The organism is Paenibacillus sp. plas6, assembly GCF_057221655.1.
This window is the reverse complement of record NZ_CM170151.1, coordinates 659,729-683,679: the sequence shown is the minus strand read 5'-3', so window position 1 is coordinate 683,679 and position 23,951 is coordinate 659,729. Positions and strand designations below refer to the sequence as shown.

22 protein-coding genes and 1 pseudogene are annotated in these 23,951 nt (G+C 39.8%); 16 read left to right on the top strand and 7 right to left on the bottom strand.

Going from position 1 to position 23,951, the window contains the following annotated elements; genetic code table 11:
- The first annotated feature begins 12 nt into the window (after window positions 1-12).
- The 10 genes from AC2TDL_RS03170 (at window position 13) to AC2TDL_RS03125 (ending at window position 10,320) form a co-directional block, all read left to right on the top strand.
- Window positions 13-2,118, top strand: coding sequence for a peptidoglycan D,D-transpeptidase FtsI family protein (locus AC2TDL_RS03170; protein WP_484698740.1), 2,106 nt, complete (start codon window positions 13-15; stop codon window positions 2,116-2,118).
- 93 nt (window positions 2,119-2,211) lie between these two features.
- Window positions 2,212-2,979, top strand: a complete 768-nt coding sequence (locus tag AC2TDL_RS03165) for a Cof-type HAD-IIB family hydrolase (RefSeq protein WP_484698738.1) — start codon at window positions 2,212-2,214, stop codon at window positions 2,977-2,979.
- Window positions 2,980-2,998: 19 nt separating this feature from the next.
- Window positions 2,999-3,478 (top strand): DUF456 domain-containing protein, encoded by a 480-nt coding sequence (locus AC2TDL_RS03160; RefSeq protein WP_484701024.1) that lies wholly within the window; start codon window positions 2,999-3,001, stop codon window positions 3,476-3,478.
- Window positions 3,479-3,504: 26 nt separating this feature from the next.
- A complete protein-coding gene (locus AC2TDL_RS03155) occupies window positions 3,505-4,218 on the top strand; it encodes a ThuA domain-containing protein (protein WP_484701022.1) in 714 nt (237 codons plus the stop codon).
- Between the two features lie 23 nt (window positions 4,219-4,241).
- On the top strand, window positions 4,242-5,903 hold the full coding sequence (locus AC2TDL_RS03150; protein WP_484698736.1) for a putative polysaccharide biosynthesis protein: 1,662 nt from the start codon (window positions 4,242-4,244) through the stop codon (window positions 5,901-5,903).
- Window positions 5,904-5,997: 94 nt separating this feature from the next.
- Window positions 5,998-6,336 (top strand): thioredoxin family protein, encoded by a 339-nt coding sequence (locus AC2TDL_RS03145; RefSeq protein ID WP_484698733.1) that lies wholly within the window; start codon window positions 5,998-6,000, stop codon window positions 6,334-6,336.
- Window positions 6,337-6,427: 91 nt separating this feature from the next.
- On the top strand, window positions 6,428-7,354 hold the full coding sequence (locus AC2TDL_RS03140; RefSeq protein ID WP_484698729.1) for a COX15/CtaA family protein: 927 nt from the start codon (window positions 6,428-6,430) through the stop codon (window positions 7,352-7,354).
- A gap of 180 nt (window positions 7,355-7,534) precedes the next feature.
- Window positions 7,535-8,521: a YhdH/YhfP family quinone oxidoreductase gene (locus tag AC2TDL_RS03135; protein ID WP_484698726.1), complete on the top strand. Its 987-nt coding sequence runs from the start codon at window positions 7,535-7,537 to the stop codon at window positions 8,519-8,521.
- Between the two features lie 278 nt (window positions 8,522-8,799).
- On the top strand, window positions 8,800-9,507 hold the full coding sequence (locus tag AC2TDL_RS03130; protein ID WP_484698725.1) for a Cthe_2314 family HEPN domain-containing protein: 708 nt from the start codon (window positions 8,800-8,802) through the stop codon (window positions 9,505-9,507).
- Between the two features lie 27 nt (window positions 9,508-9,534).
- Window positions 9,535-10,320, top strand: coding sequence for an SDR family oxidoreductase (locus AC2TDL_RS03125; protein WP_484698724.1), 786 nt, complete (start codon window positions 9,535-9,537; stop codon window positions 10,318-10,320).
- A 56-nt stretch (window positions 10,321-10,376) separates the two neighbouring features.
- Here the strand turns inward: AC2TDL_RS03125 and AC2TDL_RS03120 are convergent, their stop codons facing one another.
- A complete protein-coding gene (locus AC2TDL_RS03120; protein WP_484698722.1) occupies window positions 10,377-10,622 on the bottom strand; it encodes a NifU family protein in 246 nt (81 codons plus the stop codon).
- Window positions 10,623-10,750: 128 nt separating this feature from the next.
- Between AC2TDL_RS03120 and AC2TDL_RS03115 the strand changes: the two genes are divergently transcribed.
- Window positions 10,751-11,023 (top strand): YuzB family protein, encoded by a 273-nt coding sequence (locus tag AC2TDL_RS03115; RefSeq protein WP_484698721.1) that lies wholly within the window; start codon window positions 10,751-10,753, stop codon window positions 11,021-11,023.
- Between the two features lie 41 nt (window positions 11,024-11,064).
- On the opposite strand, the pseudogene AC2TDL_RS03110 reads toward AC2TDL_RS03115, so the two are convergent.
- Window positions 11,065-12,129, bottom strand: a pseudogene (locus AC2TDL_RS03110) (NAD(P)/FAD-dependent oxidoreductase).
- Window positions 12,130-12,390: 261 nt separating this feature from the next.
- Here AC2TDL_RS03110 and erpA point away from each other — a divergent pair.
- Window positions 12,391-12,750: an iron-sulfur cluster insertion protein ErpA gene (erpA, locus tag AC2TDL_RS03105; RefSeq protein WP_484698720.1), complete on the top strand. Its 360-nt coding sequence runs from the start codon at window positions 12,391-12,393 to the stop codon at window positions 12,748-12,750.
- Window positions 12,751-12,940: 190 nt separating this feature from the next.
- Here the strand turns inward: erpA and pflA are convergent, their stop codons facing one another.
- From pflA to AC2TDL_RS03085, 4 genes are all read right to left on the bottom strand, one after another.
- The gene (pflA, locus tag AC2TDL_RS03100) at window positions 12,941-13,729 is read right to left on the bottom strand and encodes a pyruvate formate-lyase-activating protein (protein WP_484698718.1); all 789 of its coding nucleotides are present in this window, start codon (window positions 13,727-13,729) and stop codon (window positions 12,941-12,943) included.
- The gene (pflB, locus tag AC2TDL_RS03095; protein ID WP_484698716.1) at window positions 13,729-15,987 is read right to left on the bottom strand and encodes a formate C-acetyltransferase; all 2,259 of its coding nucleotides are present in this window, start codon (window positions 15,985-15,987) and stop codon (window positions 13,729-13,731) included. Before pflB ends, pflA begins: the two co-directional genes overlap by 1 nt.
- Window positions 15,988-16,051: 64 nt before the next feature.
- Complete coding sequence (adhE, locus tag AC2TDL_RS03090; protein WP_484698714.1) at window positions 16,052-18,649, bottom strand: bifunctional acetaldehyde-CoA/alcohol dehydrogenase; 2,598 nt, start codon at window positions 18,647-18,649, stop codon at window positions 16,052-16,054.
- A 334-nt stretch (window positions 18,650-18,983) separates the two neighbouring features.
- Window positions 18,984-19,742: a Crp/Fnr family transcriptional regulator gene (locus AC2TDL_RS03085; protein WP_484698713.1), complete on the bottom strand. Its 759-nt coding sequence runs from the start codon at window positions 19,740-19,742 to the stop codon at window positions 18,984-18,986.
- Between the two features lie 213 nt (window positions 19,743-19,955).
- On the opposite strand from AC2TDL_RS03085, the gene AC2TDL_RS03080 reads away from it, so the two are divergent.
- From AC2TDL_RS03080 to AC2TDL_RS03065, 4 genes are all read left to right on the top strand, one after another.
- Complete coding sequence (locus tag AC2TDL_RS03080) at window positions 19,956-20,411, top strand: peptidoglycan recognition protein family protein (RefSeq protein ID WP_484698711.1); 456 nt, start codon at window positions 19,956-19,958, stop codon at window positions 20,409-20,411.
- A 105-nt stretch (window positions 20,412-20,516) separates the two neighbouring features.
- Window positions 20,517-21,179 carry a response regulator transcription factor gene (locus tag AC2TDL_RS03075; protein WP_484698709.1) on the top strand — a complete coding sequence of 221 codons (663 nt, stop codon included), beginning with the start codon at window positions 20,517-20,519 and terminating at the stop codon, window positions 21,177-21,179.
- Window positions 21,169-22,272: a PAS domain-containing sensor histidine kinase gene (locus AC2TDL_RS03070; RefSeq protein WP_484698707.1), complete on the top strand. Its 1,104-nt coding sequence runs from the start codon at window positions 21,169-21,171 to the stop codon at window positions 22,270-22,272. The genes AC2TDL_RS03075 and AC2TDL_RS03070 overlap by 11 nt, the downstream gene beginning before the upstream one ends.
- 181 nt (window positions 22,273-22,453) lie before the next feature.
- Window positions 22,454-22,990 carry a DoxX family membrane protein gene (locus tag AC2TDL_RS03065; RefSeq protein ID WP_484698705.1) on the top strand — a complete coding sequence of 179 codons (537 nt, stop codon included), beginning with the start codon at window positions 22,454-22,456 and terminating at the stop codon, window positions 22,988-22,990.
- 207 nt (window positions 22,991-23,197) lie between these two features.
- Here AC2TDL_RS03065 and AC2TDL_RS03060 read toward each other — a convergent pair whose 3' ends face one another.
- A complete protein-coding gene (locus AC2TDL_RS03060) occupies window positions 23,198-23,911 on the bottom strand; it encodes a FadR/GntR family transcriptional regulator (protein ID WP_484698703.1) in 714 nt (237 codons plus the stop codon).
- Window positions 23,912-23,951: the final 40 nt, after the last annotated feature.

The window sequence follows — 23,951 nt, the reverse complement described above, 5'->3', positions numbered from 1 at the left end:
GAGGTGAATACCGTGCAAGACGATCCAAAGCAAAAGGAAATTGCCCGAAGAAAGCAATTTTCGTTTCGCTTAAATATATTTTTCTTTGTTTTATTTGTTGTATTTAGTATTTTAATCGTTCGATTAGCGGTACTCCAATTTGTTGAAGGACCACAGCTAAGTGCGTCAGGTAGTAAAAAGTCGGAGCGGGAAGATCCGATTGCGCCGATCCGCGGCAATATTTATGATGTAAATGGCTATCCGATAGCCTATTCTTCTTCCAGTCAGTCTCTATACTATAATATTCAACCTACAATTCGCGGCGGTAAAAGCTCGACAGAGCAAGCGTATGACATGGCTGAAAAATTAGCTGAAGTATTTGCCAAATATGGTGATCCTGAGAAGGCTTTGACTAAAGAAAAAATTATCGAGCTAATGGATTTAAATTTCCGACGTAATTATATTTCAACGCCTCGCAGAATTAAAACAGAACTGACAAATGAAGAGCTTGCGTATATTATGGAGAACCAGGACGAATTTGTTGGCGTCAATATATTAGAAGAAAGCATTCGTCATTACTCTGAGGAAACGATCGCAGTTCAGCTTGTTGGTTATCTTAAAAAATTTAGCGGTGCTCGTGATAGCTACGAGTTTTATCAAAAAAAGGCAGAGGAAACTAACCCGCTTTATAAATATTTGTCAGAAGAAGAGGTTGGTTTTGACGGTATTGAATATATGTACCAGGACGTGCTGCGCGGGACAAACGGTTTAAAATCGTATCCTGTTAACAACCAAGGAGCAATTATCGGGGATATTTCTATTACTACTCCTGAAAAAGGCGCAGATTTATATTTAACGATTGATAAAGATGTTCAGCTTTATACTGAAAAATCAATTATGGAGCATATTGAAAAGATTAGAACTTCGACGAATAAAAGTGAACGTGCACAGTATGCTTCTACTGGTTTTGCAGTTGCGATGGAAGTTCAAACAGGAAAAGTCGTTGCAATGGCTAGCATGCCTGACTATGACACAAATGTATGGGCTGGCGGAAGCATTAGTCCTGAAGATTATGAAAAGTATCAAAATATGTTGAGCAACGGGACAATTCGTCCTGTTTATGGTCCTTATAAAACACAGGAAGAGCGCAATCAACATCCATCATCAATTGTACCGCTCGGTTCGACCATTAAACCATTATCCATCTTAATCGGTTTAAATGAAGGACTATTTACAACAAACTCTTACTATAATGATACAGGTCGCTTTGGTTTTGGTCGTGCGGGATATGAGACTTATGTTCGAAATTCTGGTGGCGGTAAAGCAAATGGTTCGATCGATCCTGCGACGGCGATTGCTAGGTCTTCAAACGCGTTTATGGCTGCAATGGTTGGTAATAAGTTATATATGCGCGGCTCTGTTAATGGTAAGTCAAGTTTGGAGATTTGGGACGATTATATGAAGCAGTTCGGCTTAGGCGTTTCTACAGAAAGCGGCTTAGTATGGGAAAGTACTGGTGTTATCGATTATTTTAAAGAGGCAGAGAATAGCGTGCAATCAGCGCTTATTTATGCATCGTTTGGTCAGCAAGGGAAATATACTACGCTGCAGCTAGCGCAATATGCTTCGATGCTTGCTAATCATGGTAAACGCTTGAAGCCGCAATTTGTAAATGAAATTCGTTCAGCAACAGGTGAGTTAATTCAATCGTTTGAGCCTGTGGTGTTAAATGAAGTACAATTCCCTGAGGAATATTGGAGAGAAATTGAAACCGGCATGAGCCAAGTTGGCGTTCAAGGCTTTGATGGATTTGAGTATAAGTTCTTACGTAAAACGGGGACTTCGGAGCAGGATGTTGCTGGTCGACGTGCAGAAAACGCGGTGTTTATTGCTTATGCTCCAGCAGAAAATCCAAAATTGGCAGTAGCGGTCGTTGTGCCAGATGGTGGCTTCGGAGGCTGGGGGGCAGCGCCAATTGCTCGTCAAATCTTTGATGCTTATGATGCGGTATTTGGCTTAGGAGACAACCCGAATGATCAGAAATATCAACGATTATTTGGCAAAAATAGAGATGGCTCAGCAATCAGCTTGAATGATGGATCTAATGAGCAAGCTGATGCTCAAACAACCAATGAATAGTTGACATTCGAGGGGAATACGAACAGCAGGTAAGGTTGAGCGCATGGCGTTTCCGCTATACGTTCAGCCTTTCTTTTTACTAGGAGGGGTTAGATGAGTCAGTATAAATTATTAGCATTAGATATGGATGGGACACTATTAAATAATGAACACAAAGTAAGTGACGTAAACCTCTATTGGATTAAGAAAGCAATCGAGCATGGTGTAATCGTTATGTTATCGACAGGCAGAGGCTATATTAATGCAATTAATTACGCTGAAGAGATGGAGCTTGATGCTCCATTAATTTGTGCAAATGGTGGGGAAATTTGGAGAAGGCCTGATGAATTGCTTCGACGAACTACATTAGAACCTGCTTGGATGGAAAAACTATACGAGTTAACAAAACAATATCCAAACACTTGGTATTGGGCTTATACAACAGAGCGTGTTTATAACAAGGATAACTGGCATGAATTGCAGGGCAGCTTTGAACAATATCAATGGCTCAAATTTGGTTTTGCAGATGAGAGCGTTGAAATTATCCAAGAAATTCGTCAGCATGTTGAGGCTTGGCAGTCACTAGAAATCTCGAACTCCTCAATATATAACGTGGAAATTAATCCGAATGGCGTGTCAAAGGCGAGTGCACTAGAGTTTTTATGCGATGTGCTTCGGATTAATTTGCAGGAGGTAATTGCGGTAGGAGACAGTCTAAATGACATTAAGGCGATTCAAGCAGTTGGACTTGGCGTTGCTATGGAAAATGCACAGGATACGGTGAAAGCTGCTGCGGATTACGTAACCTTATCCAATAATGATCATGGGGTTGCAGAAGTAATTAGAAGATTTATTTTTAATGGAGAGCAATCGTTATTTTAACGTCAGAGAGGTTTATATTATGGAAGTAGTTGGCATTATTCTCGTCGTATTATTATTTGTTGTAGGTATGCTTGGCGCAATTTTCCCTGTACTTCCCGGTGTATTTGCAATTTATGCAGCCTTCTTTGTTTATGGCTGGTTTTTCTCGTTTAGTGCATTTAATGTATGGTTTTGGATCATTCAAACGTTTATACTTGTAGTGTTAGTTGTTGCTGATTACATTGTTGGTGCATGGGGTGTTAAAAAGTATGGAGGCTCCAAAGCGTCGGTAATCGGCTCCACTATTGGAATTATTGCAGGTCCATTTGTAATACCTGCCTTCGGTCTAATTTTAGGACCGTTTATCGGTGCGGTGTTAGGAGAGCTAATTGCCGGCTCTAACTTTAAGCAATCTTTGCTTGTTGGCTGGGGCTCTTTAATCGGACTGCTAAGCAGTGTTGTGGTCAAAATCATTTTACAGCTTGTTATGATTGCTTTATTTATTTTCTGGGTTGTATAACATTTAAGATTCAAGGAGGATTTATGATGATTAATGTAACGATTTGGAATGAGTTTTTACATGAGCAACACAACGAAACAGTGAAAAGTGTTTATCCTGAAGGGATACATATTGCTTTGCAAAAAGGGTTAGCCAACGAGCAGTTTAATATTCGTACAGCTACATTAGAGCAACCTGAGCATGGCTTAACAGAGGAAGTGCTTAATAATACCGACGTCCTTATTTGGTGGGGACATATGGCGCATGATCGCGTTGAAGATTATATCGTTGAGCGAGTTCATGCCCGTGTAATGGCTGGGATGGGCTTAATTGTTCTGCATTCAGGTCACTTTTCAAAAATTTTCAAAAAGCTGATGGGGACAGGCTGTGATCTAAAATGGCGTGAAGCAAACGAGAAGGAAAGAATTTGGGTTGTTAATCCTGGACATCGGATTGCTGAAGGTTTGCCAGAGTATTTTGAGCTGCCTCATGAAGAAATGTATGGTGAGCACTTTGATATTCCAACACCGGACGAGCTTATTTTATTGAGCTGGTTCCAAGGCGGCGAAGTTTTCCGCAGCGGCTGTACGTTTTATCGTGGACAGGGTAAAATCTTTTACTTCCGCCCTGGGCATGAAACATTTCCAACCTACTATAATGAGCATGTGTTAAAGGTAATCTCAAACGGAATTTATTGGGCAAATCCTACAAAATCAGCTGCTCCTGTAAGAGGTAATGTTCAACCGCTAGAACAATTGTAGGATAAGGGGTACTTAGAAACGAAATGGCAACACTAAAAAAAGATTCTTTACTTAAAGGTACATTAATTCTAGCATTAGCAGCTTTGGTTGCGAGAATGTTAGGGCTGTTCCAGAAAATCCCGATAGCTTATATGCTCGATGATGATGGACAATATGCTGTTGGCGTAGCAAACAATATTTACTTAACATTGCTAGTCATTGCAACAGCAGGCTTCCCAAGTGCGATAAGCAAAATGGTTTCAGAGCGTATGGAGTTGGGAAAATATGACGAGGCAAGACGGATATATAAAGCATCATTATGGTTTGGAGCAGTCACAGGCTGTTTACTTGCCTCATTGTTATATTTTTTCGCACCATATTACGCTGCGAATATTGTAAAAAAAGAATCCTATACAATTGCGATCCAAGCCATTGCACCAACGCTCATTTTGTTCCCAACAATTGCGATGATGCGAGGTTATTTTCAAGGCAGACAAATGATGTCTGCTGGCGGTCATTCACAAATTGTTGAGCAATTTGCTCGGGTTTTGCTTGGGATTGGCTTAGGATATTTAGTTTTACAGCTAGGCTACAGTGACATGGATTCAGCCGCTGCGATTAGCTTTGGTAACGTATTTGGTAGTATTGCTGCACTTGGCGTCATGCTTTATTATGCTCGTAAATTAAAAAAGCAAGATAAACAATTGCCGACTAATATGTCTGCTGAAGCGCGAGCAGCGTTAATGCCAAATCAGACTGTTGTAAAAGGTGAGAAATTAAAATTTCGCACAATTTACTTGGAAATATTAAAAATGTCATTACCTGCTTTAATTACGTCGATGGCGATTAATTTAGCCTATATGTTTGACTCATCATTTTTTATGCAAATTACAAGCGGGGTTTATAACGAAGCTGAGGCAACAAAACAGGTAGCGATTTTAATGAATAAGGCACAGCCGCTTGCAGGTATTCCGCCGATTTTAGCGATTGCTTTAGGTTCAACGATTATTCCGATTATTGCAGCTGCTTTTGCGCGTAAAGATCAAGCGGAAGCTGATCGTCAGGCGTCACTTGTTATGAAAATTGTCTGCATTACTGGAGTGCCGATTGCACTATTTTTGGCGACGGCATCTTATTCAGTAACAGGATTGTTTTTCCCTAATCCTGATGGTTACTCTACAGTTGCCTTGCTTTGTGCAGGAACTATTTTTCAAATTACGATGACGACCTCCAATTCGATTCTTTACGGTTTAGGCAAACAACGACAAACGATGATGTATACCATTGTCGGTTTAATCGCAAAGATTATTATTACTGCAATTTGCGGGTACTTTTTTGGAGTTAAAGGTTTTGTTATCGGTACAACAGTATGTTTCTTAATTATTACTATGTTGAATTTGTTGCTAATCAGACGTCACCTTACCTTAAAAGTAATGGGGAAAAATTGGCTTCCTTATATCGCGGCTGTGCTAATTTCCTTAGCTGCTTGCTGGGGAACAGAGTATGGCATGTTGGAGCTAACGAGCGGTATGACAGCTAAGCTGTCTTATTTATTAGCGGTAATCGTTTCTGGCGGTATATTATGCGGAATATATGGCATATTACTGCTGAAGCTTAAGATTTTAACCGCTAATGATGTAGAAGTATTACCTGGGAAATTAAGAGGACCATTGAAGAAGTTAATGCGCGTAATGGGAGCTGCATAAAAGCTTTAGACAATAAGGCGCTCCTTTATTAGGCTGAGCTTAAGCACTCATAATTGCTGAAATTTCAGCAAAGATAGATAAGGAGGAAGGAAAGATGGACAAAATTACAAATGAGGAACAGTATCGCAAATTAATTGCAGAGGACAAGCTAACGATCGTAGTATTCAAAACTACATGGTGTGGAGATTGCCATTTTATTAATCCGTTTATGCCTGAGGTTGAAGAACAATATAAGGATCAAGTCGTTTTTTATGAGATCGATCGCGACGAATTGCCTGATTTGTGCAGTGAACTAAATATTCTTGGAATTCCAAGTTTTGTAGCCTTTAAAAATGGCAAAGAAATTGCTCGTTTTGTAAATAAACTGCGCAAGACTAGAGAGGAAATTGAACAGTTTGTGAATCGAGCAATTGAAATCGGGCAACTGTTATAGTATTGTTACAATTTTCACAATTTCATCATGGTTTTTGCCTAATTGAATCGCTATAATGAATGAGACAGAATAATAAGAATTAGGTGAGTACATGAAGGTTACGAAACGATTTCGTTTATTAGCCAATCTGTCTTGTATCGGAATGCTGCTCGTGCTGCTGGCAGGAGCTCTCGTTACGAATACGGAATCAGGTCGCGGCTGTGGTGATGATTGGCCGCTATGTAATGGTAAATTTGTTCCTGCATATACAGTTGAATCTCTAATTGAATATTCACATCGAGCTGTTACAGGGCTAGAAGGAATTATTGTTACTGCGGTTTTTATCCTAATTTATCGAAAATATAGACGTGAAGGTAAAGCTTTGCGTGAACCAATGCAATACGCTTGGTATGCACTATTATTCACGATTTTACAGGCATTTATGGGGGCTGCTGCAGTCATGTGGCCGCAATCTCCACCAGTTATGGCGATTCATTTTGGTATTTCCTTGATAGCATTTGCTGCCACGCTATTACTCGTGATATGGTGTTATCGCGATAAGAAGGGCATTGTGGAAACGACTGTTTTTCCACGGACAATTATGCCGTGGGCATTAATTGCTACTATCTACAGTTACATTGTCGTTTATCTAGGAGCCTTTATTCGTCATACGGAAAGTGCAGGTGGCTGCTTAGGGTGGCCGCTATGTAACGGTGAAGTTATACCAGAGCTGTCTGGAGCTACAGGGATTGCTTTTGTACACCGTGTAGCAGCAGCAATACTGGGAATTGCACTTATCGCATTATACTTTTATATTAAACGTTTGACGGGCCAATCCTCGTTAAGCAAGACAGCTTTTGCAATCGTTATTTTAGTACTAGCTCAAATTTTAAGCGGTGCTTGGGTTGTAAAAACAGTTGGCAATGATGACTGGTTTTTGTTTACCAGCTTACTGCACAATGTAATTATCGTTATACTGTTTAGTATGCTGCTCGATCTAGTCATTCGATCGTGGATTTATCGAAAAAAAGTTAAATGACTTGTATGGAATTTTGAAAGTTAAAGTTTTAATTAAGAGGCCTGATAATTTGTGAAGTAAGGATAGATGAACAGGAGTTATTCCTGCCTCATCTATCCTTTTTCTGTATAACATACGTTATAACAATAATCGAATATATAAGATAAGAGAAAAATAAGCTACAGATAGGGAGCGAGTATATTGAATACATTTAAGGCAATTATTGTAAAAGAAATACAAGATCAAGTCATTTATGGCGCGGAAGATGTTCATTTAGACAGTCTGTCGGATGGCGACGTTTTAATTAAGGTTGCATATTCTTCTATAAACTATAAAGATATGCTGGCTGTTCAAAAAAACGGAGGAGTGATTCGGAATTATCCGATGATTCCTGGAATTGATTTGAGTGGAACGATTGTAAAGACATCAGATAGTCGTTATGCAGTGGGACAAAAAGTGATTGTTACAGGTTTTGCTATGGGCATGAGCCATACAGGCGGCTTTGCACAATATGCCAGAGTGCCGGGAGATTGGATAGTTCCTTTGCCAAACAATTTATCGTTAAAAGATGCTATGGTTTTTGGCACAGCAGGGTTTACTGCTGCTCTTTCTATAATGGCTTTAGAGAATAATGGGATGGATATAAATAATAATCCTAGAATCTTGGTCACTGGTTCCACTGGCGGAGTAGGTAGCATCGCTGTTCAAATTCTATCTAAAATCGGCTATAAAAATATTACTGCTCTAGTTCGTAAAGAATATCAGGTTGCGGCAGCAAAATCACTAGGTGCTACAGAGATTATTTTAGCAGAGAATTTAGAAGTTCAAAATAAACCATTAAATAAGGCTAAATTCGACTATGTGCTTGATACTGTCGGTGGGGAAATTGCTTCTGCGTTAATCCCTCAAATCTCTTATGGTGGAAGTATGAGTTTGTGCGGCAATGCAGGTGGAATACAACTATCATCAACAGTATTGCCGTTTATCCTTAGAGGAATTAGTCTTTTTGGCATTGATTCTGTAAATGTTCCGATTGAAAAAAGAGGAAATGTTTGGTGTAAAATGGCAAATGAATGGAATGTTTCGCAAACGACTCTAATCAATGAAATTACATTGGAAGAAATTCCGCAAACAATCGAAGCAATTAAACATGGTCGTCATTTAGGAAGAACAATTGTGAGATTTTAAATAAGTGGCTGGCGATCACATGCTTGGAAAGCGTTGAATAACTAAAGGACAGCGAAGAAAACAAGCAATATTGTACCAGCGGAGAAGCAAAGTGTTTCGAAAAGCGCAGCGAGCTGCCTTTAACCCCTGATGCAACGAGGAGGGGTTAAAAAGCAGCATGAGAAATATTTTGCTTCGGAGCTCTCAAACATTTTGCTTCACAGTGCAAGGTGCGTGAACGACCCTAAATATGGTATTATTGTAGCTACAAACTGATTTTTTGGGTGAGGTGAGCATGGGTGCTGCAATTTTTATTCCCAGAAGATAAAGACCAGCCGGATAAAGCATTAATTGAAGTTGATCAGCTATTGCAGCGCTACGCAGCAGCAGTGTCAGCTAAGCGTAAAGAAAGCGATGAAGCAAACAAATATTGGTCTCGCTTTGAAATTTGGACCAATGGTCTGCGAACATCGATTCATGAACTGTACACTAGTCACTACGCGGCAAAAAAGTTTAGAGCTAAGCTTACGAGTAATTCGATGGCTGATATGGACGAAGAAGAAAGAGTAAATTACACTCGTTATGTGTACTTTGATAAAAATGGCTTTATTCGAGTTTTTTCATTGCTTGATAAGCTTGGGACGTTTTTAAATGCATTACTTGATTTGCGTACAGAAAAAATTAAGTCGCATTTCTCTTACTTTACTGTGCTTAGAACGATGCGAGAGCGTGGTGTTCATCGAGATTTAACAGTTCCACTTAACGAGCTTAAGGAAAGCTGTAAGGAGTCGACCCATCGCTTACGGCGTCGTAGAAATACAGAAATACACTATATGAACTCGGAGATGCATGATGATTTGTTGCAGCAAACGAGAATGTATGGTCAAGAGGTTGCTCTTGAAAACTTAGATCAGCAGCTTGAAGATTTAGCTGTTGGAGTACATATGGCAGTCCAGTCAATTAGATTGACATTTCAATATGCCGAGCGCTTGTTGCATCGTCATTAAACAAAGCTTTAGGCTCGGGAAAGGGGAATGGCAGTGCTACTTACGGGGAAAAAGGCACTTATTACTGGAAGTGCTAAAGGATTAGGCAAGCGAACAGCAATAGAGCTTGCAGCAAAAGGGTGTAATCTGCTTTTGCATTATATGTCTAGTGAAAAAGAAGCTCGTGAATTACAGCAGCAGCTTACTGAATACGGGGTTGAAGTACGATTAGCACAGGCAGATTTATCAACGACTGCTGGGGTTGAATGCCTAGCAGCAGAGGTGAAGCGTTGGGAAGGCGGCGTAGATATATTAATCAATAACGCAGGGCCTTTTGTGCGAGAACGCAAGCTATTTCAACAATATGATCAGGAACTAATAACATCGCTTATCCAAGGAAATTTGATTTCAGCGATGCTCTTAGATCATCATGTTTTACCATATATGCGTAGTAATGGATGGGGACGTATTATTCATTTTGGCTTCGGACATGCGAACGAAGCGCGTGCTTGGCCGCAGCGAGCAGTATATGCGGCTGCCAAAACAGCGTTAGTTTCCTTTACCAAATCACTTGCAGTCGAGGAAGCTCCTTACGGGATAACTGTCAATATGATTGGTCCAGGGGATATTAAAGGAGAAAACAAAGAGAAGTCGATCGACGATGTGAAAAGTCAATTTGATGAAGAAAATCCAATGGTTCGCCCTGGCACAGGGGAAGATGTGGCGCGTGTTATTGCCTTTTTATGTGAGGATAAGTCGAGTTATTTGACTGGAAATATTATTGATGTAACAGGCGGCTTTGATCCAATTCGTGCCAATATTGTACAAAAATAAAGCGATCCCGCGCCAGGCGCGAGATCGCTTTTTGACCACATCAAGCGGTGCGTATATTAGAATACTTGAACAACCTCTACGATGCCGTCTACTTCTTCCAATAGTGCACGTTCGATACCTGCTTTCAGTGTGATAGTGGAACTTGGGCAGCTGCCGCAAGCACCCATCAAACGAAGCTTAACAATACCGTCTTCTACATCTACAAGCTCAACATCACCGCCGTCACGTTGTAAGAACGGGCGAAGCTTGTCTAATACATCTAATACTTCATCATAAAGCGTATCCTGTACTTGTTCACTCATTGCATTCAACTCCTTTCTATTCTATTATAGTACAAAGAATTATAAATGAATACAACTGCCAAATATGTTGTTGCATAATTCTAAAATAGACAGCATTGTGCTTGCTGTTAAGGAAATAAGGTGTGACCATGTTAAAACCTACAATAGAATTTTGTACTAGCAATATGCATCACGGAACTGAAGTGCTGCTTGATAAATATGAGCTTGATGATGAGTATGAAACAACTGAATATGGCTGCCTGGGCAATTGTGGTGAATGTTATCTAAAGCCGTTTGCTTTAGTAAACGGAACAGTTGTTGCAGCAGATTCTGTTGCTGAGCTTGACGAAAAAATTCAAAAATTTCTCGTTGAAGAGGAAGAAAACAGAGCTGCTCTGGAGCGATTGCTTGATCAGCTGTAATTCCGCTATAAAATGTTTTTCCATTTATTTGTTGAAAGCAATTAAAGGTGTTTTGAACGCCATAGAATGCCGCTTTTTATTAATCTAGGCACGCGGCCTTTTATCGAAACAGAGCCCATAACACCAAAGCCGTTATGTTTACCTAATGCGCCCAGTGTGCCACGAAGCTTTATCGTTTCCGTAGGAATTGGTTTATTGCGCCAAATGGCAAGCAATATATGAGCTATATGCTCGCCTTGAATGCCAGCAGCTTGGGCGCTAGGTGCAAACGGTAAGGAAGCGCAATCTCCAACAACAAAAACGGCCGGATCATTAGGCAACTGATAGTGCTGATTAAGAACTAGACGCCCACTGGCGTCTTTTTTCGCATTTAGCTTTTGTACGAGCGATACTGGCTGAATTCCTGCGGTCCATAAAGTGATATTAGTATGAATCACATTATTTGTACCTTGCACAAAAAGTTTATTTTGCTCAATGGAAGAAATCTGCGTTTGTAAAAGTAAATCCACCTGATGCTCAATTAGCCATTCCGCAACATAATTTTGAATCCCTTCAGGAAAACCGCCAAGTAAATGAGGACCGCGGTTGATTAAAGAAATATTGAGATCTCCGCGACTTTCGCGCAGCTCTGATGCTAGCTCAACTCCGCTTAGTCCACCTCCAACAATCGTTACTGTACCATAGGGAGAAACGTTGTTAAGGGCAGTATAAGCTCTACGAGCAGCCTGAAAGGTTTGTATGCTGTAGGTATACTGTTCAGCACCTTGTACACCATGATAATGATCGGTACAACCTAGACCAATGACTAAATAATCATAAGAAATCGGATCATGACCTTCAACAAAAACGAGCTTTTTAACCTGATCAAAGGATTGGATTTCTCCTAATACGATGCTTACTTCAGGAGATTTTGGAAAGGGAACTCTAAGCTATGAATCTGAGGATGTACCAGCCGCTAACGCATAATATTCAGTCTTAAGCCCTTGAAAAGGCTGACGATCAATTAAAGTAATATGAATATTATCAGGAAGTCCCTTATGAAGCAGCTCATTAATAATTGCTAATCCGCCATATCCACCACCTAACACAACGAGATTTTTTTTCATGCCATCATCTCCATTCATAAAGCTCATTATCGCATCAAGTGAATTGGTTGCTTATTTAGAATGAGCGTTTCTTATCTTTTATTTGCATAAAAACGTAAATAGAGTAATGCCAATTTCTTGTAATGAACGACTTTCACAGCTTTTTAGTCAGGTACAGTTCGTCGTTGCTATTGAGCTTCAATACGGAGAGGAGTATACTAAAGCTATAGAAAAGTAAGCCGAGATCTCATTTTGAGATTGTAATAGACTGGAGGGAATAAGATGATTACAATAACTGATCTAGCTGCTGAAAAAATTGGCGAGATGCTGGAAGAGGAGAATAATCCAGACTTGTTTTTACGTATTGGTGTAAAAGAAGGCGGATGCAGCGGTTTTTCTTACGGTATGGGATTTGATGATGAACAGCTTGAAGGCGATAATGTTTTTGATATTCAAGGATTAAAAGTTGTTGTTGACCAAGATAGTATTAAATATCTTCGTGGTCTAATTATTGATTACAAGGAATCGGCAATGTCTGGCGGTTTCACAATTGAAAATCCAAATGCTACAGTAACTTGCGGCTGCGGTTCAAGCTTCCGCACTGCAACTGATGCAGGAAATCCTTCGGCAGATCCTTGCTAAGTTCGCAACTCAAAATTAGCTTAACTTAACTTTTATAGCGACAGTTTATGGTAATTGCATACCGTAACTGTCGCTACTTTAATTTATAGATGATGGTTTTATGGCATTTACATCAAAAAGATGTTCAGTAGGTTCAGTCTAAACTGACTTACTGAACATCTTTTTAAGTTAAGGCAGCTTGCTTAAATGATTAACATAGCACAGGTACGTCTAACTGCTGCTGTAATTGTTGCTGAAAAGCTAGCAGCTGTTCTTGGGTTGGAGGCTTAACATGCTCAAGCTCGTAAGTTAAGCCGAGCTGTTGCCATTTGTATTTGCCCATTTCATGATAAGGAAGAAGTTCAACCTTTTCAACTGTTTGCAATGTACGAATTTTCGCCGCAAGTAGATCAACATCTTCCTTATCTGTAGTAACTCCAGGGATAACAACATGTCTAATCCATAGCTTAATGCCGTGATTGCTATAAAATTGTGCAGTTCGTAATATACGCTCATTCGATTGAGTTGTTAGCTGTTTGTGCTTGGCTTCGTCAATCATTTTAAGATCAAGCAATACGAGATCAAGCACTTCAAGTAAGCCTGTCGCTTGCAAATGCTCGCCATCACAAAACCCTGAAGAGTCGATTGCTAAGTGTAACTGGTGACGTCGCTTTAGCTCACGCCCAAGTGCTGCAATAAAGGGGGCTTGCAAGGACGGCTCTCCGCCAGAAATAGTAACCCCTCCACCAGAAGCTCGGTAGTACGGGATAAAGGGCTCGATTTCAGCAATTACTTCATCAACAGTCATTACTTTACCAGTTGAAGTATCCCACGTATCAGGGTTATGACAAAACTGGCAGCGTAGAGCACATCCTTGCATAAAGAGTACAAAGCGAATACCAGGTCCATCGACCGTGCCAAATGACTCGAAGGAGTGGATCCGTCCTTTGGCCTGTGAATCATGCTGGATTTGAGCTTGTGGCTCAAGTTTGGTGAACATTACATTGCACCATGGAAAGTTCGACTAATAACTTCAAGCTGCTGCTCCTTCGTCAGCTTGATGAAGTTGACGGCATAACCAGATACACGAACAGTTAGCTGCGGATAAAGCTCTGGGTGCTCCATAGCATCGATTAATGTTTCACGATCGAATACGTTAACGTTAAGATGATGAGCATTTTGTCCCATATAGGTATCAAGCAGCGCAGTTAAGTTGCTTTGTTGACTAGTCAAGTCTTTACCTAAAGCTTTGCCAACGATAGAGAACGTATTACTAATACCATCCAGCGCATGCTCATATGGTAATTTTGCGACACTTGTCAAGGAAGCTAGAGCGCCTTTGCGGTCACGACCGTGCATTGGGTTAGCTCCTGGAGCAAATGGTTCTCCAGCTTTGCGGCCATCTGGAGTTGTACCTGTCTTTTTACCGTATACAACGTTAGATGTAATTGTTAATACAGATTGCGTAGCAATAGAGTTGCGATACGTTTTATGTTTTTTCAGTTTTTTCATGAAGTTTTCAACGATTGCAACTGCGATAGAATCTACGCGGTCATCATTGTTACCGTATTGCGGGAATTCGCCTTCGATGCGGAAATCAACTGCAACACCATGTTCATTAGTAATTGGATATACTTTTGCATATTTAATTGCACTTAAGCTGTCTGTTACGACAGATAGACCCGCAATACCACATGCCATTGTGCGTAAAATTTCACGATCATGTAAAGCAAATTCCAAACGTTCGTAGCAGTATTTATCATGCATGTAGTGAATGACGTTAAGTGTATTAATATACAGCTCAGCAAGCCATTCTGTTACCGCTTCGAAGTTTTCCATAACTTGATCATAATCAAGTACTCCATTGGTTAAAGCAGGTAATTCCTTAGGATAAACTTTCACGTTAAGTTTTTCATCAACCCCGCCATTAATAGCATACAGCAATGCTTTAGCTAAGTTAGCACGTGCGCCGAAGAATTGCATTTGTTTACCGATTCTCATTGCAGATACGCAGCAGGCGATACCGTAATCGTCACCGTAGATTGGTCGCATCAAATCATCATTTTCATATTGAATTGAGCTCGTTTCAATGGAAACTTTTGAACAATATTTTTTAAATGCCTCTGGTAATTGATTAGACCATAAAACGGTTAAGTTTGGCTCTGGAGATGGTCCTAACGTATAGAGCGTATGCAGAATACGGAAGGAAGATTTTGTTACTAGTGGCGTACCATCATTGGAAATACCGCCAATAGATTCTGTTACCCAAGTAGGGTCACCAGAGAATAGTTCATTGTAATCTGGTGTGCGTAAAAATTTAACAATACGAAGCTTCATCACGAAATGATCGAATAGCTCTTGCGCCTGTTCTTCAGTAAGCGTTCCTTCCTGAATATCACGCTCAATATAGATATCTAGGAAAGTTGAAATACGACCAATACTCATCGCTGCACCGTTTTGTTCTTTAATCGCACCAAGGTAAGCGAAGTATAACCATTGAATTGCTTCCTGTGCATTTTCTGCAGGACGGCTAATGTCATAGCCATAGGATGCAGCCATTTGTTTTAATTCTTGCAGAGCACGAATTTGCTCAGTATGCTCTTCACGTTCACGAATCACTTCATCTGTCATTGGCATGTTTTCAGTTAATGCTTTGTCTTTTTCTTTTTCTGCAATTAGACGATCAACGCCATATAATGCGACTCGACGATAGTCGCCAATAATTCTACCGCGACCGTAAGCATCAGGAAGACCTGTAATAATAGCAGATTTACGAGCTAATCTCATTTCTGGAGTATAAGCATCAAATACCCCTTGGTTATGTGTTTTACGAATCGTTGTAAATAAGTCAACAAGTTCCTGTGGAACCTCATAGCCATAGGCTTTGCAGGCATCAACTACCATTTTAATTCCACCGAAAGGTTGAACTGAACGCTTGAATGGAGCATCTGTCTGCACACCAACAATTTTTTCTAGTTCTTTGTCAATGTAACCAGGAGCGTGTGAAGTAATGGTAGATGGGGTAGTTGTATCTACATCCCATACACCACCACGCTGGCGTTCTTCACGAGACAACTCGCTAATGCGATCCCATAGTTTATTCGTCGCCTCAGTTGCAGCAGCTAGAAAAGACTCATCGCCATAATAAGGAGTTACGTTACGGATAATAAAATCTCTTACATCAATTGTAGAATTCCAATCTCCTTGCTTAAACATACGATGTGCTCCGTTGGTGTGAACGGTTTGTACTGTACTCATGGTGACTCCTCCTCGATTCACTTAATAAAATAAATAGAATTGTAGCGAATAAAATCCTCTTTATTTATTTGAAATCTCCATAAAATGCTTGTCGATATAACTCGGCGAGCTCGGAGACAAGAGGTAACCTCGGGTTGTAATTGGTATATTGATCTTCAAATGCTCGTTCTGCTAAATAATTAACCTTTGACTCAAAGCAGGTAGCAGAAATACCAGCTTCTTGAAAGCTTTCGGGAATTCCAAGCGAGCGATTAAGTCCGCGTACGCAAGAGATTAAGCTGTTAACTCCTTCAGTGGAGGTGTAAGCAGGTAAGCCTGCAAGTCTAGCAATTTCTGCGTAGCGTACATCCGCTTGGAAATGTTTATAATTAGCGAAGCTTTGAAACTTCGTCGGTCGCGATGAATTATAGCGAATAATATGTGGCAGCAAGATCGCATTTGCTCGACCGTGCGGCAAGCCAAACTCTGCACTGAATTTGTGAGAGAGACTATGGCAAATACCTAAGAATGCATTGGAAAATGCCATGCCTGCGATCGTCGAAGCGTTATGCATTTTTTCACGAGCAATTGGATCTGCTACTGCATAAGATTTCTCCAAATTTTCTAAGACAAGCTGAATTGCTTTAATTGCAAGTCCATCGCTAAAATCATTTGCCATAATGGAAACGTAAGCTTCGATTGCATGAGTCAAAACATCCATTCCTGTATCGGCAATAATTGATGGCTCCAAGGTTGCTGTGTATTCAGCATCAATTATTGCTACATCTGGTGTCAGCTCATAATCGGCAAGTGGATATTTGGACTGACCTTTACTTGTATCTGTAATGGTTGCAAAAGACGTTACTTCTGAGCCAGTTCCTGATGTTGTCGGAATCGCTACTAGCTTTGCACGTTTACCGAGATGCGGATATTTGTAGACACGATTGCGAATATTCAAAAATTTCATTTTAATCGTATCGAAGTTGGTTTCTGGGCTTTCATAAAATAACCACATCGCTTTAGCTGCATCGATAACTGAACCGCCGCCAAGTGCCACGATACAATCTGGCTGGAAGGCATGCATTCGATTGCTGCCTTGCATAACTAAGTCTATCGTTGGTTCTTCTTTCACTTGAGCAAATATATCAATTTGTACTGGTTTTGTACGCTGATGCAAGTAATATTGCACTTTTTCAACGTAACCAAGCCTTTCCATATTATGATCGGTCACAATCATCACACGGTTAATATCAGGCATTTTGCTTAAATACTGTGTTGCTCCAGCTGAGAAATACAGCTTCGGCGGTATTTTAAACCACTGCATTTCAACGTTGCGATTTGCCACTTTTTTAATATGAAGCAGCTCGCTGTTCAGATGTTGTGGTGCTAGCGACGATTGATAGCCTAAGGCAGCGAATGGGAGATGTTCCTTATCGCGGAAGCTTAACACTGATTCAATCGAAGGAGCGTTGATGGTTAGGCGATTAGCTTGCAATTGCTGAGAAAAACGCTCGATAACATCCTCGTCATGGCTATGAATCACTGCAGTATGTTTAACTGAGCCGAGTTGCAACAACTGTTCGGCAAGATGAATTGCATGTTCAGCATCGTCAGCACGGTAAAGTGCCAGTATCGGAGCTGGTTTAATTCGCGATAACGGATTTTTCTCACTAATCTCACTTTGCGGTGCTATGATTAGCTTCGAATCTGCAGCAATTTCTATTCCAGCAGCTGCTGCCAGCTCGCTAGCAGATTTTCCGATATAGCTTGTTCGTAAAGCACCTTGTTCGTTGAATAACTGAATTGCTACATGTTTACATTCAGCTTCATCTAATACGTAACAGCCTAGCACATCTAACATGCGAACCGCTTGATCATAAAGCTTATCGTGAATAATAAGTGCTTGTTCGGCAGTAAACATCATTCCATTATCGAAATTTTTAGACAATATAATATCTGTGATGGCCTGTTTTAAATCAGCCGATGCATCAATGTAGCAAGGAGTGTTGCCATAAGCTACACTTATCGTTGCTTTACCTAGTTGCTTCGCAGTATGGGCAACAGCTTCATCACCATTCGAAATGACTAAGGCAATATCAGGATGCGACATACATGCCAAAATTTCAGAGTAGGTATGATGATCAAGCCATTGCAATGCATAATTCGGAGCATCTGCTAAAATGGCTGCATCCCGTACAGTCTGTACTGCTTCAACACTGCTTTTCAGCGCTTCTTTTCGAAAAACAAATATAATCGGGTTTCTTGTTTTTACAGCAATCAGTGCTTGAAACAAAATACTTGATACTGGTGCTGTTTCCGTAATAATCGAAAGAATTGTGCCGATTGGCTCGGCAATTAACTTGTAGCCCTCATATTCGTTATTTTCGATTTCGCCAACAGTTTTCATATACTTAATTCCGTGATAGATGCTCTCTGTTGCATGCATATTAAGAACGATCTTATCTTCAAATACACCTCTTTTTGTTTCTTCCAATTCAAGCTTAGCAAGCTCCATATGGCGTTGAATCCCTGCAAGCGTCATGCTCTGCACGATGTTATCAATATGTTGCTGATTCAGATTTGCATATTGTTCAGATGCTTGTTTAGCATGTTGCAAAACTTCGTTAACAAAAGGTGTATCTTTATTAAATTGTTGGAGTCTTGATTCCTTAAGTGCCATCATAATCCTCCCCCTTAACTTTCCATCGAAAGAATGTAAAGTAAGAAACTTTTCATTTTGATGAAAAGCAGCTTAGCCAAACAAGGTTTGACTTTCCCTTACAACTATATCTCAATAGTCATTTATAATAGCGCTTTATTGTATAGCTTTATTGTAGTTATAATCGCGAAATAATGATGTGCTAAAAATCACAAAGTTTTTTACAAATAAATGGATTAGTCAAATGCTTACTATTGCGACAGTTCATTCTCAATCGTCCGCTATTAATTAAACAAAAACAAAACACCTGTTGTTGCCGTGCACTTTTCACAAGTGACGAAACTACAGGTGTTTTTAGCTATAAGCGACAGATTTCTTTTGGACAAGTAGGGCATAGCGGGCATCCTGCCATATCCTTTAATGCTGGTAAGTCGATTACTTTAATGATGCCATTTGCTTCGTTGCAAAGAATACCTTCTTTTTTCATAGCAGCTAGTAAACGGTTGACTCCTTCACGAGTTGTTCCAACCAGTTCTGCTAGCTCATTGTTCGTTAATTTTATATTAATCTTAATGCCATTTCCATCATATTCACCAAAGCTGTTACAAAGACGAATTAACGTAGACGCTAAAGCTCCGTTTTTACCGCCCATCAGAAGATCGCGAAGTTTAGATTCCGTTTTACGTTGAATAAGCCCCATCCACATTGCATAACGGTAAGCAAAATCACCATATTTGCACATGAGCATTTCCAGCTGAAGACGCGGGATAACCCCTACTTCGACATCGTCAATCGTTTCAGCGGAGTAACGATGAGTTGTATCCCAAGCATCAATATCGGCAATCATATCATCAGCTTGCAGGATAGATAGTAATAAGTCTTTGCCATCCGAAGTTGATTTGCGTATTTTGACACGTCCTTTTAGAATCCAATACACCGCTGTGGCCTCATCACCTTCCCAGAACAAATGAGTACCTGCAGAGTATTTTTTTATGTGCATGACAGATGCTAACAGATCAAGCTGTTCATCGGTGAAAGCAGTACTAAGTGAGCCGGGGCGTTGCTTGTTTTCTGGTCGCTTAACTTTTGCAGCATTAGAATCAAAATAAATACTCATGAAGTGCGTCATCTCCTCAAGAAAGGTTTCCATATCTATACTATACATTGCCGACGATTGTTTGAATATCGGGAGAACTCCTACATCTTTTTAAGGGGTTTCCCTGACATACAGGAGGACAATCTCGCATTATAATGGAAGATATTCAGAATAAGTCATTCAGGATAAAAATTAACTATAGTATGAATCAATTAAGAAAGGAGCACATCATTTATGATTACCAACATGCGAATGATGATTGAGCAAAAGCTAACTCAGTTGTCTGTTGTGACGAACAGCGACTTAACCGCAATTGGTTTAGTTGAGCGGGATACTAAAAAAGTTCGTTGGGATACGGTCATTGGCAGTATAAGCAAGCGAACAGAAAAAATCCGACAGCATGCGCAGCTTGGTTTGACTGGGGAAGTGCTAAGAACAGGCAGCTTCATTCAATTTCGCAGAGATAATAGTTATGTGCGTCCGATTGATGAAGCAATTATGATGACTGAGAAGCTAAGCCATGCCGCTGCTTGGCCGCTTATTAGTAGTAATGACAGCTCTTTGGTAGCTTTAATAGGCAGGCGACAGTATGGAAGTTATGAACCTGAGCAAATTCAAGCAGGCACTCAGCTTATTCAGGAAATAATAGAGCATTATAAGTTAATATTAGAGAAAAATAGTAATAATTAAAGCCTAATTTATCGTAATCGATTCCAAATTTCTTATTATAGCTGATTTTCGAGTTATGAAACGCTATAATATAAATAGTTAAGAATTGCTGAAGGGATTGTTACGATGATTAGGCTTTTTATATGCGATGATCATGCAGTTGTTCGCTCTGGGCTTACGATGCTGCTAAACGGAAAAAATGATATAGAGGTAGTAGGCGAAGCTTCAGAGGGAGATGAAGCGATCGCACGTGTACAGCAATTAAAGCCAGACGTTGTATTAATGGATTTAAGTATGCCTCATGGTAAAGATGGCATGACTGCCTCAGCAGAACTTAAAAAGCTTATGCCAGAGGTTAATATCCTTATTTTGACTATGCATGATGATGATCAATATTTATTTCAGGCAATTAAGGCAGGGGCATCAGGGTATATCCTGAAAAATGCACCGCATGAAGAGCTAGTCTCTGCAATTATAACTGTTGCTGCAGGAGATGCTTACCTATATCCTTCTGCAACAAAAAAGCTAATGAGTCAATTTATCCATAGTAATAAGCATGCTCCTGTCGAGGATTCTACTTATCAACAGCTTTCAGATCGTGAAAGAGAAGTGCTTAGCTGGCTTGCAAAAGGATACTCAAATAAAGAAATAGCCCAGCAGTTATTTATTAGTGTAAAGACGGTTGAAACACATAAAAGCAACTTAATGGAGAAGCTAGGATTGAAAACACGTCCTGAGCTTATTAAATATGCATTGCAAAAGGGGCTGTTGCAATTTGATGAAGAATAATAATCGATCAGAGCGAAATCAATACGATGAAATAGATAGATTGCTTATCAATTTGGAAATGCAAATGGAGGATAAGGAACTCTATAATTTAACAAAGCAACGGTTAACTCAGCTTGTTGATGTGCAATATGCGTTAAATGTCAGCTCAATTGTAGCGATTACCGACGTTAGAGGCAAAATAATTTATGTGAATGATAAGTTTGTAGAAATATCAAAATACAGTAGGGAAGAGCTTTTAGGTCAAGATCATCGTATTATTAATTCAGGATACCATCCGAAATCTTATTTCCGTGATTTATGGGCTACGATTTCATCAGGAAAAATATGGACAGGTGAAATTAAAAATCGCGCAAAGGACGGCACTTATTATTGGGTTTATACGACAATTGTGCCTTTTCTCGATGACAATGATAAACCTTACCAATATTTAGCTATTCGTAATGAGGTTACGAAGCTTAAGCAAGCTGAAAAAGACTTGAAAGAAATGATGGTTAAAGTCATGGAGGTGCAAGAGGAGGAACGGAAGCGTATTTCTCGTGAGTTGCATGATGGAATTGGACAAAGTCTGTTCTCATTGATGATTCAAATTGATCATGTGATAGGGAATCATCCTGATCTAGAGCAATTGCAGCAACTGCGAGAGCAAGTAAGCGGTATGATGCAGGATGTTCGCAGCATGGCATGGCAAATTCGACCATCGGTGCTTGATGATTTAGGAGTAGAGCCTGCGATTCGCACTTATATTGAAAAATATACAGAGCATTTCGGCATTGAAGTTAAGACGGAAGGCAAGCTAAAGCAACGACTTAGCTCGGAGAAGGAAACGGTCATTTATCGTGTAATTCAAGAAGCATTAACGAATATTGCGAAGTATGCTGACGTTGATGAAGCAATTATTTCTGTTCAGGAGGAAGCAGGAGAGGTTGTTATTGCAATTACCGATCATGGAGTAGGCTTCGACAGCAGCAAACTAGCTCAAAGAGGTGTCGGCTTATTTAGTATGGAAGAGCGTGCAAACGGTATAGGAGGCAAGTTAATGATTACGTCCGCTCCTGGACAAGGCACAACTGTTCGGCTAACTATCCCAAAATAATCGTTTTTAAATGATATAGTTTCCAGGCAATCACGAAACTTTCGCTTTATCTAAACAGATAGCGAAAGTTTTTTTGTTTTGAAATTGTGATGGTAAAATTACAAATATTTGTGATTTTTATCACATACTTTATTAATTAGACAATATATACTAAAGTCATAAATAACAAGGAGTGATTGATATGTTAAAGTTTTGGCGAGAAAATAAGTACGCAGCCATTATAGTAGCTATCATACGAATTATTCTTGGTTATAAATGGATAACAAGTGCATGGGGGAAAGTAACAACTGGAACTTTCGATGCGACAGGATATTTAACCAATGTGATTAACAATCCAGTGGCTAAGGGAGAAGAGGTGTTATACCCTACCTACAATGCTTTTATAGAACATGTTGCCTTGCCAATGGTTGATGTTATTAACTTTATTATTCCATGGGGTGAGTTATTAGTCGGCATAGGACTAATTACAGGAATATTAACTTTACCAGCAGCATTTTTTGGCTTACTAATGAACTTTATGTTTATGTTCGCAGGTACTGTCAGCACGAATCCTTATATGATTCTTTTAGGATTCCTCGTTATGTTAGCGGCAGGCAATGCTGGTAAATTTGGCGGAGACTATTTTGTAAATCCTTGGCTTAAAGCCAATGTCGGTGATAAGTTGTTTGCTAAGTTTAGAAAAACTGCTGCGAAGCGGGACGTTGAGCTAAAAGCATAAGTGTTAACAGCAGACTAAGCATAGGCAACTGCAGGACAGAGCTAGAAGTTGATAACTGTAAATTAATCAATTGAATAAGGATAAATTAAAAATAAGCTATTGTCATCAACGATAGTTAGTTTGCAGAACTAACGGTGCTGATGAGCAATAGCTTATTTTTAATTAATGTACTATTTCTGTCATAACGTTTTTAAAGAGAAAAAGAGCTTAACTTTGCAAGCTAGAATTTAATGTTTGCTGAACTTTAAGCAAATGAGTCAGCATGAGTTCATTGGCTAGTGAACGGTTGCCTTGCTTAATAGCTTCATATATACTTTGATGTTCTTTATGCAGCAGACTTGTTGAAGAGGCATCGCCAAAAAAGCGCAGCTCGCGCGTTGCTCCAATCGTTTCACTCATTTTGCTGCTTAATGAACTCATTAGGTTATAAAGCAGTTCATTATGAGAAGCTTCAGCTATAGCTAAATGAAATTCTACATCTGCAAGCTCACTCAGCTTCCGATCATTATTTAAAATAGCCTCTTCCATTTTGTGCAGGATGCTTTGAATTTTTTGCAGATCCTGATCGGTGCGTCGTTCAGCTGCAGCAGCAGATGAACCGCTTTCCAACCAAATTCTCACTTCAAGCAGCTCACGAATGTTATCTGATTGTTGAAAAGGATCAGGCGCACTTTCTTGTGCACTCGGTAAAATTTTGCTTACAAATGTTCCACCGCCATGCTTTACTTCAATCCAGCCCATTGCTTTTAAGGCACTAAGCGCTTCACGTAATGTTGAGCGGCCAACTCCTAATTGGCTACTAAGTTCAACGACAGAAGGTAATCGCTCTCCTGGTTTTAGCTCACCATTTTTTATTTGTCCTAAAATAATGCGTTTAACAATCTCATGTCCTTTTTCCGTTTCTACTTTTATCGTTTGCACAAAATCTCCCCCGATAAAATCATCTTGACTATACTGTACA

Bases quoted from the DNA above. Each gene is read 5' to 3' on its own strand.
- AC2TDL_RS03165 (WP_484698738.1), top strand. From the start codon at position 2,212: ATGAGTCAGTATAAATTATTAGCATTAGATATGGATGGGACACTATTA.
- AC2TDL_RS03160 (WP_484701024.1), top strand. From the start codon at position 2,999: ATGGAAGTAGTTGGCATTATTCTCGTCGTATTATTATTTGTTGTAGGT.
- AC2TDL_RS03155 (WP_484701022.1), top strand. From the start codon at position 3,505: ATGATTAATGTAACGATTTGGAATGAGTTTTTACATGAGCAACACAAC.
- AC2TDL_RS03150 (WP_484698736.1), top strand. From the start codon at position 4,242: ATGGCAACACTAAAAAAAGATTCTTTACTTAAAGGTACATTAATTCTA.
- AC2TDL_RS03145 (WP_484698733.1), top strand. From the start codon at position 5,998: ATGGACAAAATTACAAATGAGGAACAGTATCGCAAATTAATTGCAGAG.
- AC2TDL_RS03140 (WP_484698729.1), top strand. From the start codon at position 6,428: ATGAAGGTTACGAAACGATTTCGTTTATTAGCCAATCTGTCTTGTATC.
- AC2TDL_RS03125 (WP_484698724.1), top strand. From the start codon at position 9,535: ATGGCAGTGCTACTTACGGGGAAAAAGGCACTTATTACTGGAAGTGCT.
- AC2TDL_RS03120 (WP_484698722.1), bottom strand. From the start codon at position 10,622: ATGAGTGAACAAGTACAGGATACGCTTTATGATGAAGTATTAGATGTA.
- AC2TDL_RS03115 (WP_484698721.1), top strand. From the start codon at position 10,751: ATGTTAAAACCTACAATAGAATTTTGTACTAGCAATATGCATCACGGA.
- erpA (WP_484698720.1), top strand. From the start codon at position 12,391: ATGATTACAATAACTGATCTAGCTGCTGAAAAAATTGGCGAGATGCTG.
- pflA (WP_484698718.1), bottom strand. From the start codon at position 13,729: ATGTTCACCAAACTTGAGCCACAAGCTCAAATCCAGCATGATTCACAG.
- pflB (WP_484698716.1), bottom strand. From the start codon at position 15,987: ATGAGTACAGTACAAACCGTTCACACCAACGGAGCACATCGTATGTTT.
- adhE (WP_484698714.1), bottom strand. From the start codon at position 18,649: ATGATGGCACTTAAGGAATCAAGACTCCAACAATTTAATAAAGATACA.
- AC2TDL_RS03085 (WP_484698713.1), bottom strand. From the start codon at position 19,742: ATGAGTATTTATTTTGATTCTAATGCTGCAAAAGTTAAGCGACCAGAA.
- AC2TDL_RS03080 (WP_484698711.1), top strand. From the start codon at position 19,956: ATGATTACCAACATGCGAATGATGATTGAGCAAAAGCTAACTCAGTTG.
- AC2TDL_RS03075 (WP_484698709.1), top strand. From the start codon at position 20,517: ATGATTAGGCTTTTTATATGCGATGATCATGCAGTTGTTCGCTCTGGG.
- AC2TDL_RS03070 (WP_484698707.1), top strand. From the start codon at position 21,169: ATGAAGAATAATAATCGATCAGAGCGAAATCAATACGATGAAATAGAT.
- AC2TDL_RS03065 (WP_484698705.1), top strand. From the start codon at position 22,454: ATGTTAAAGTTTTGGCGAGAAAATAAGTACGCAGCCATTATAGTAGCT.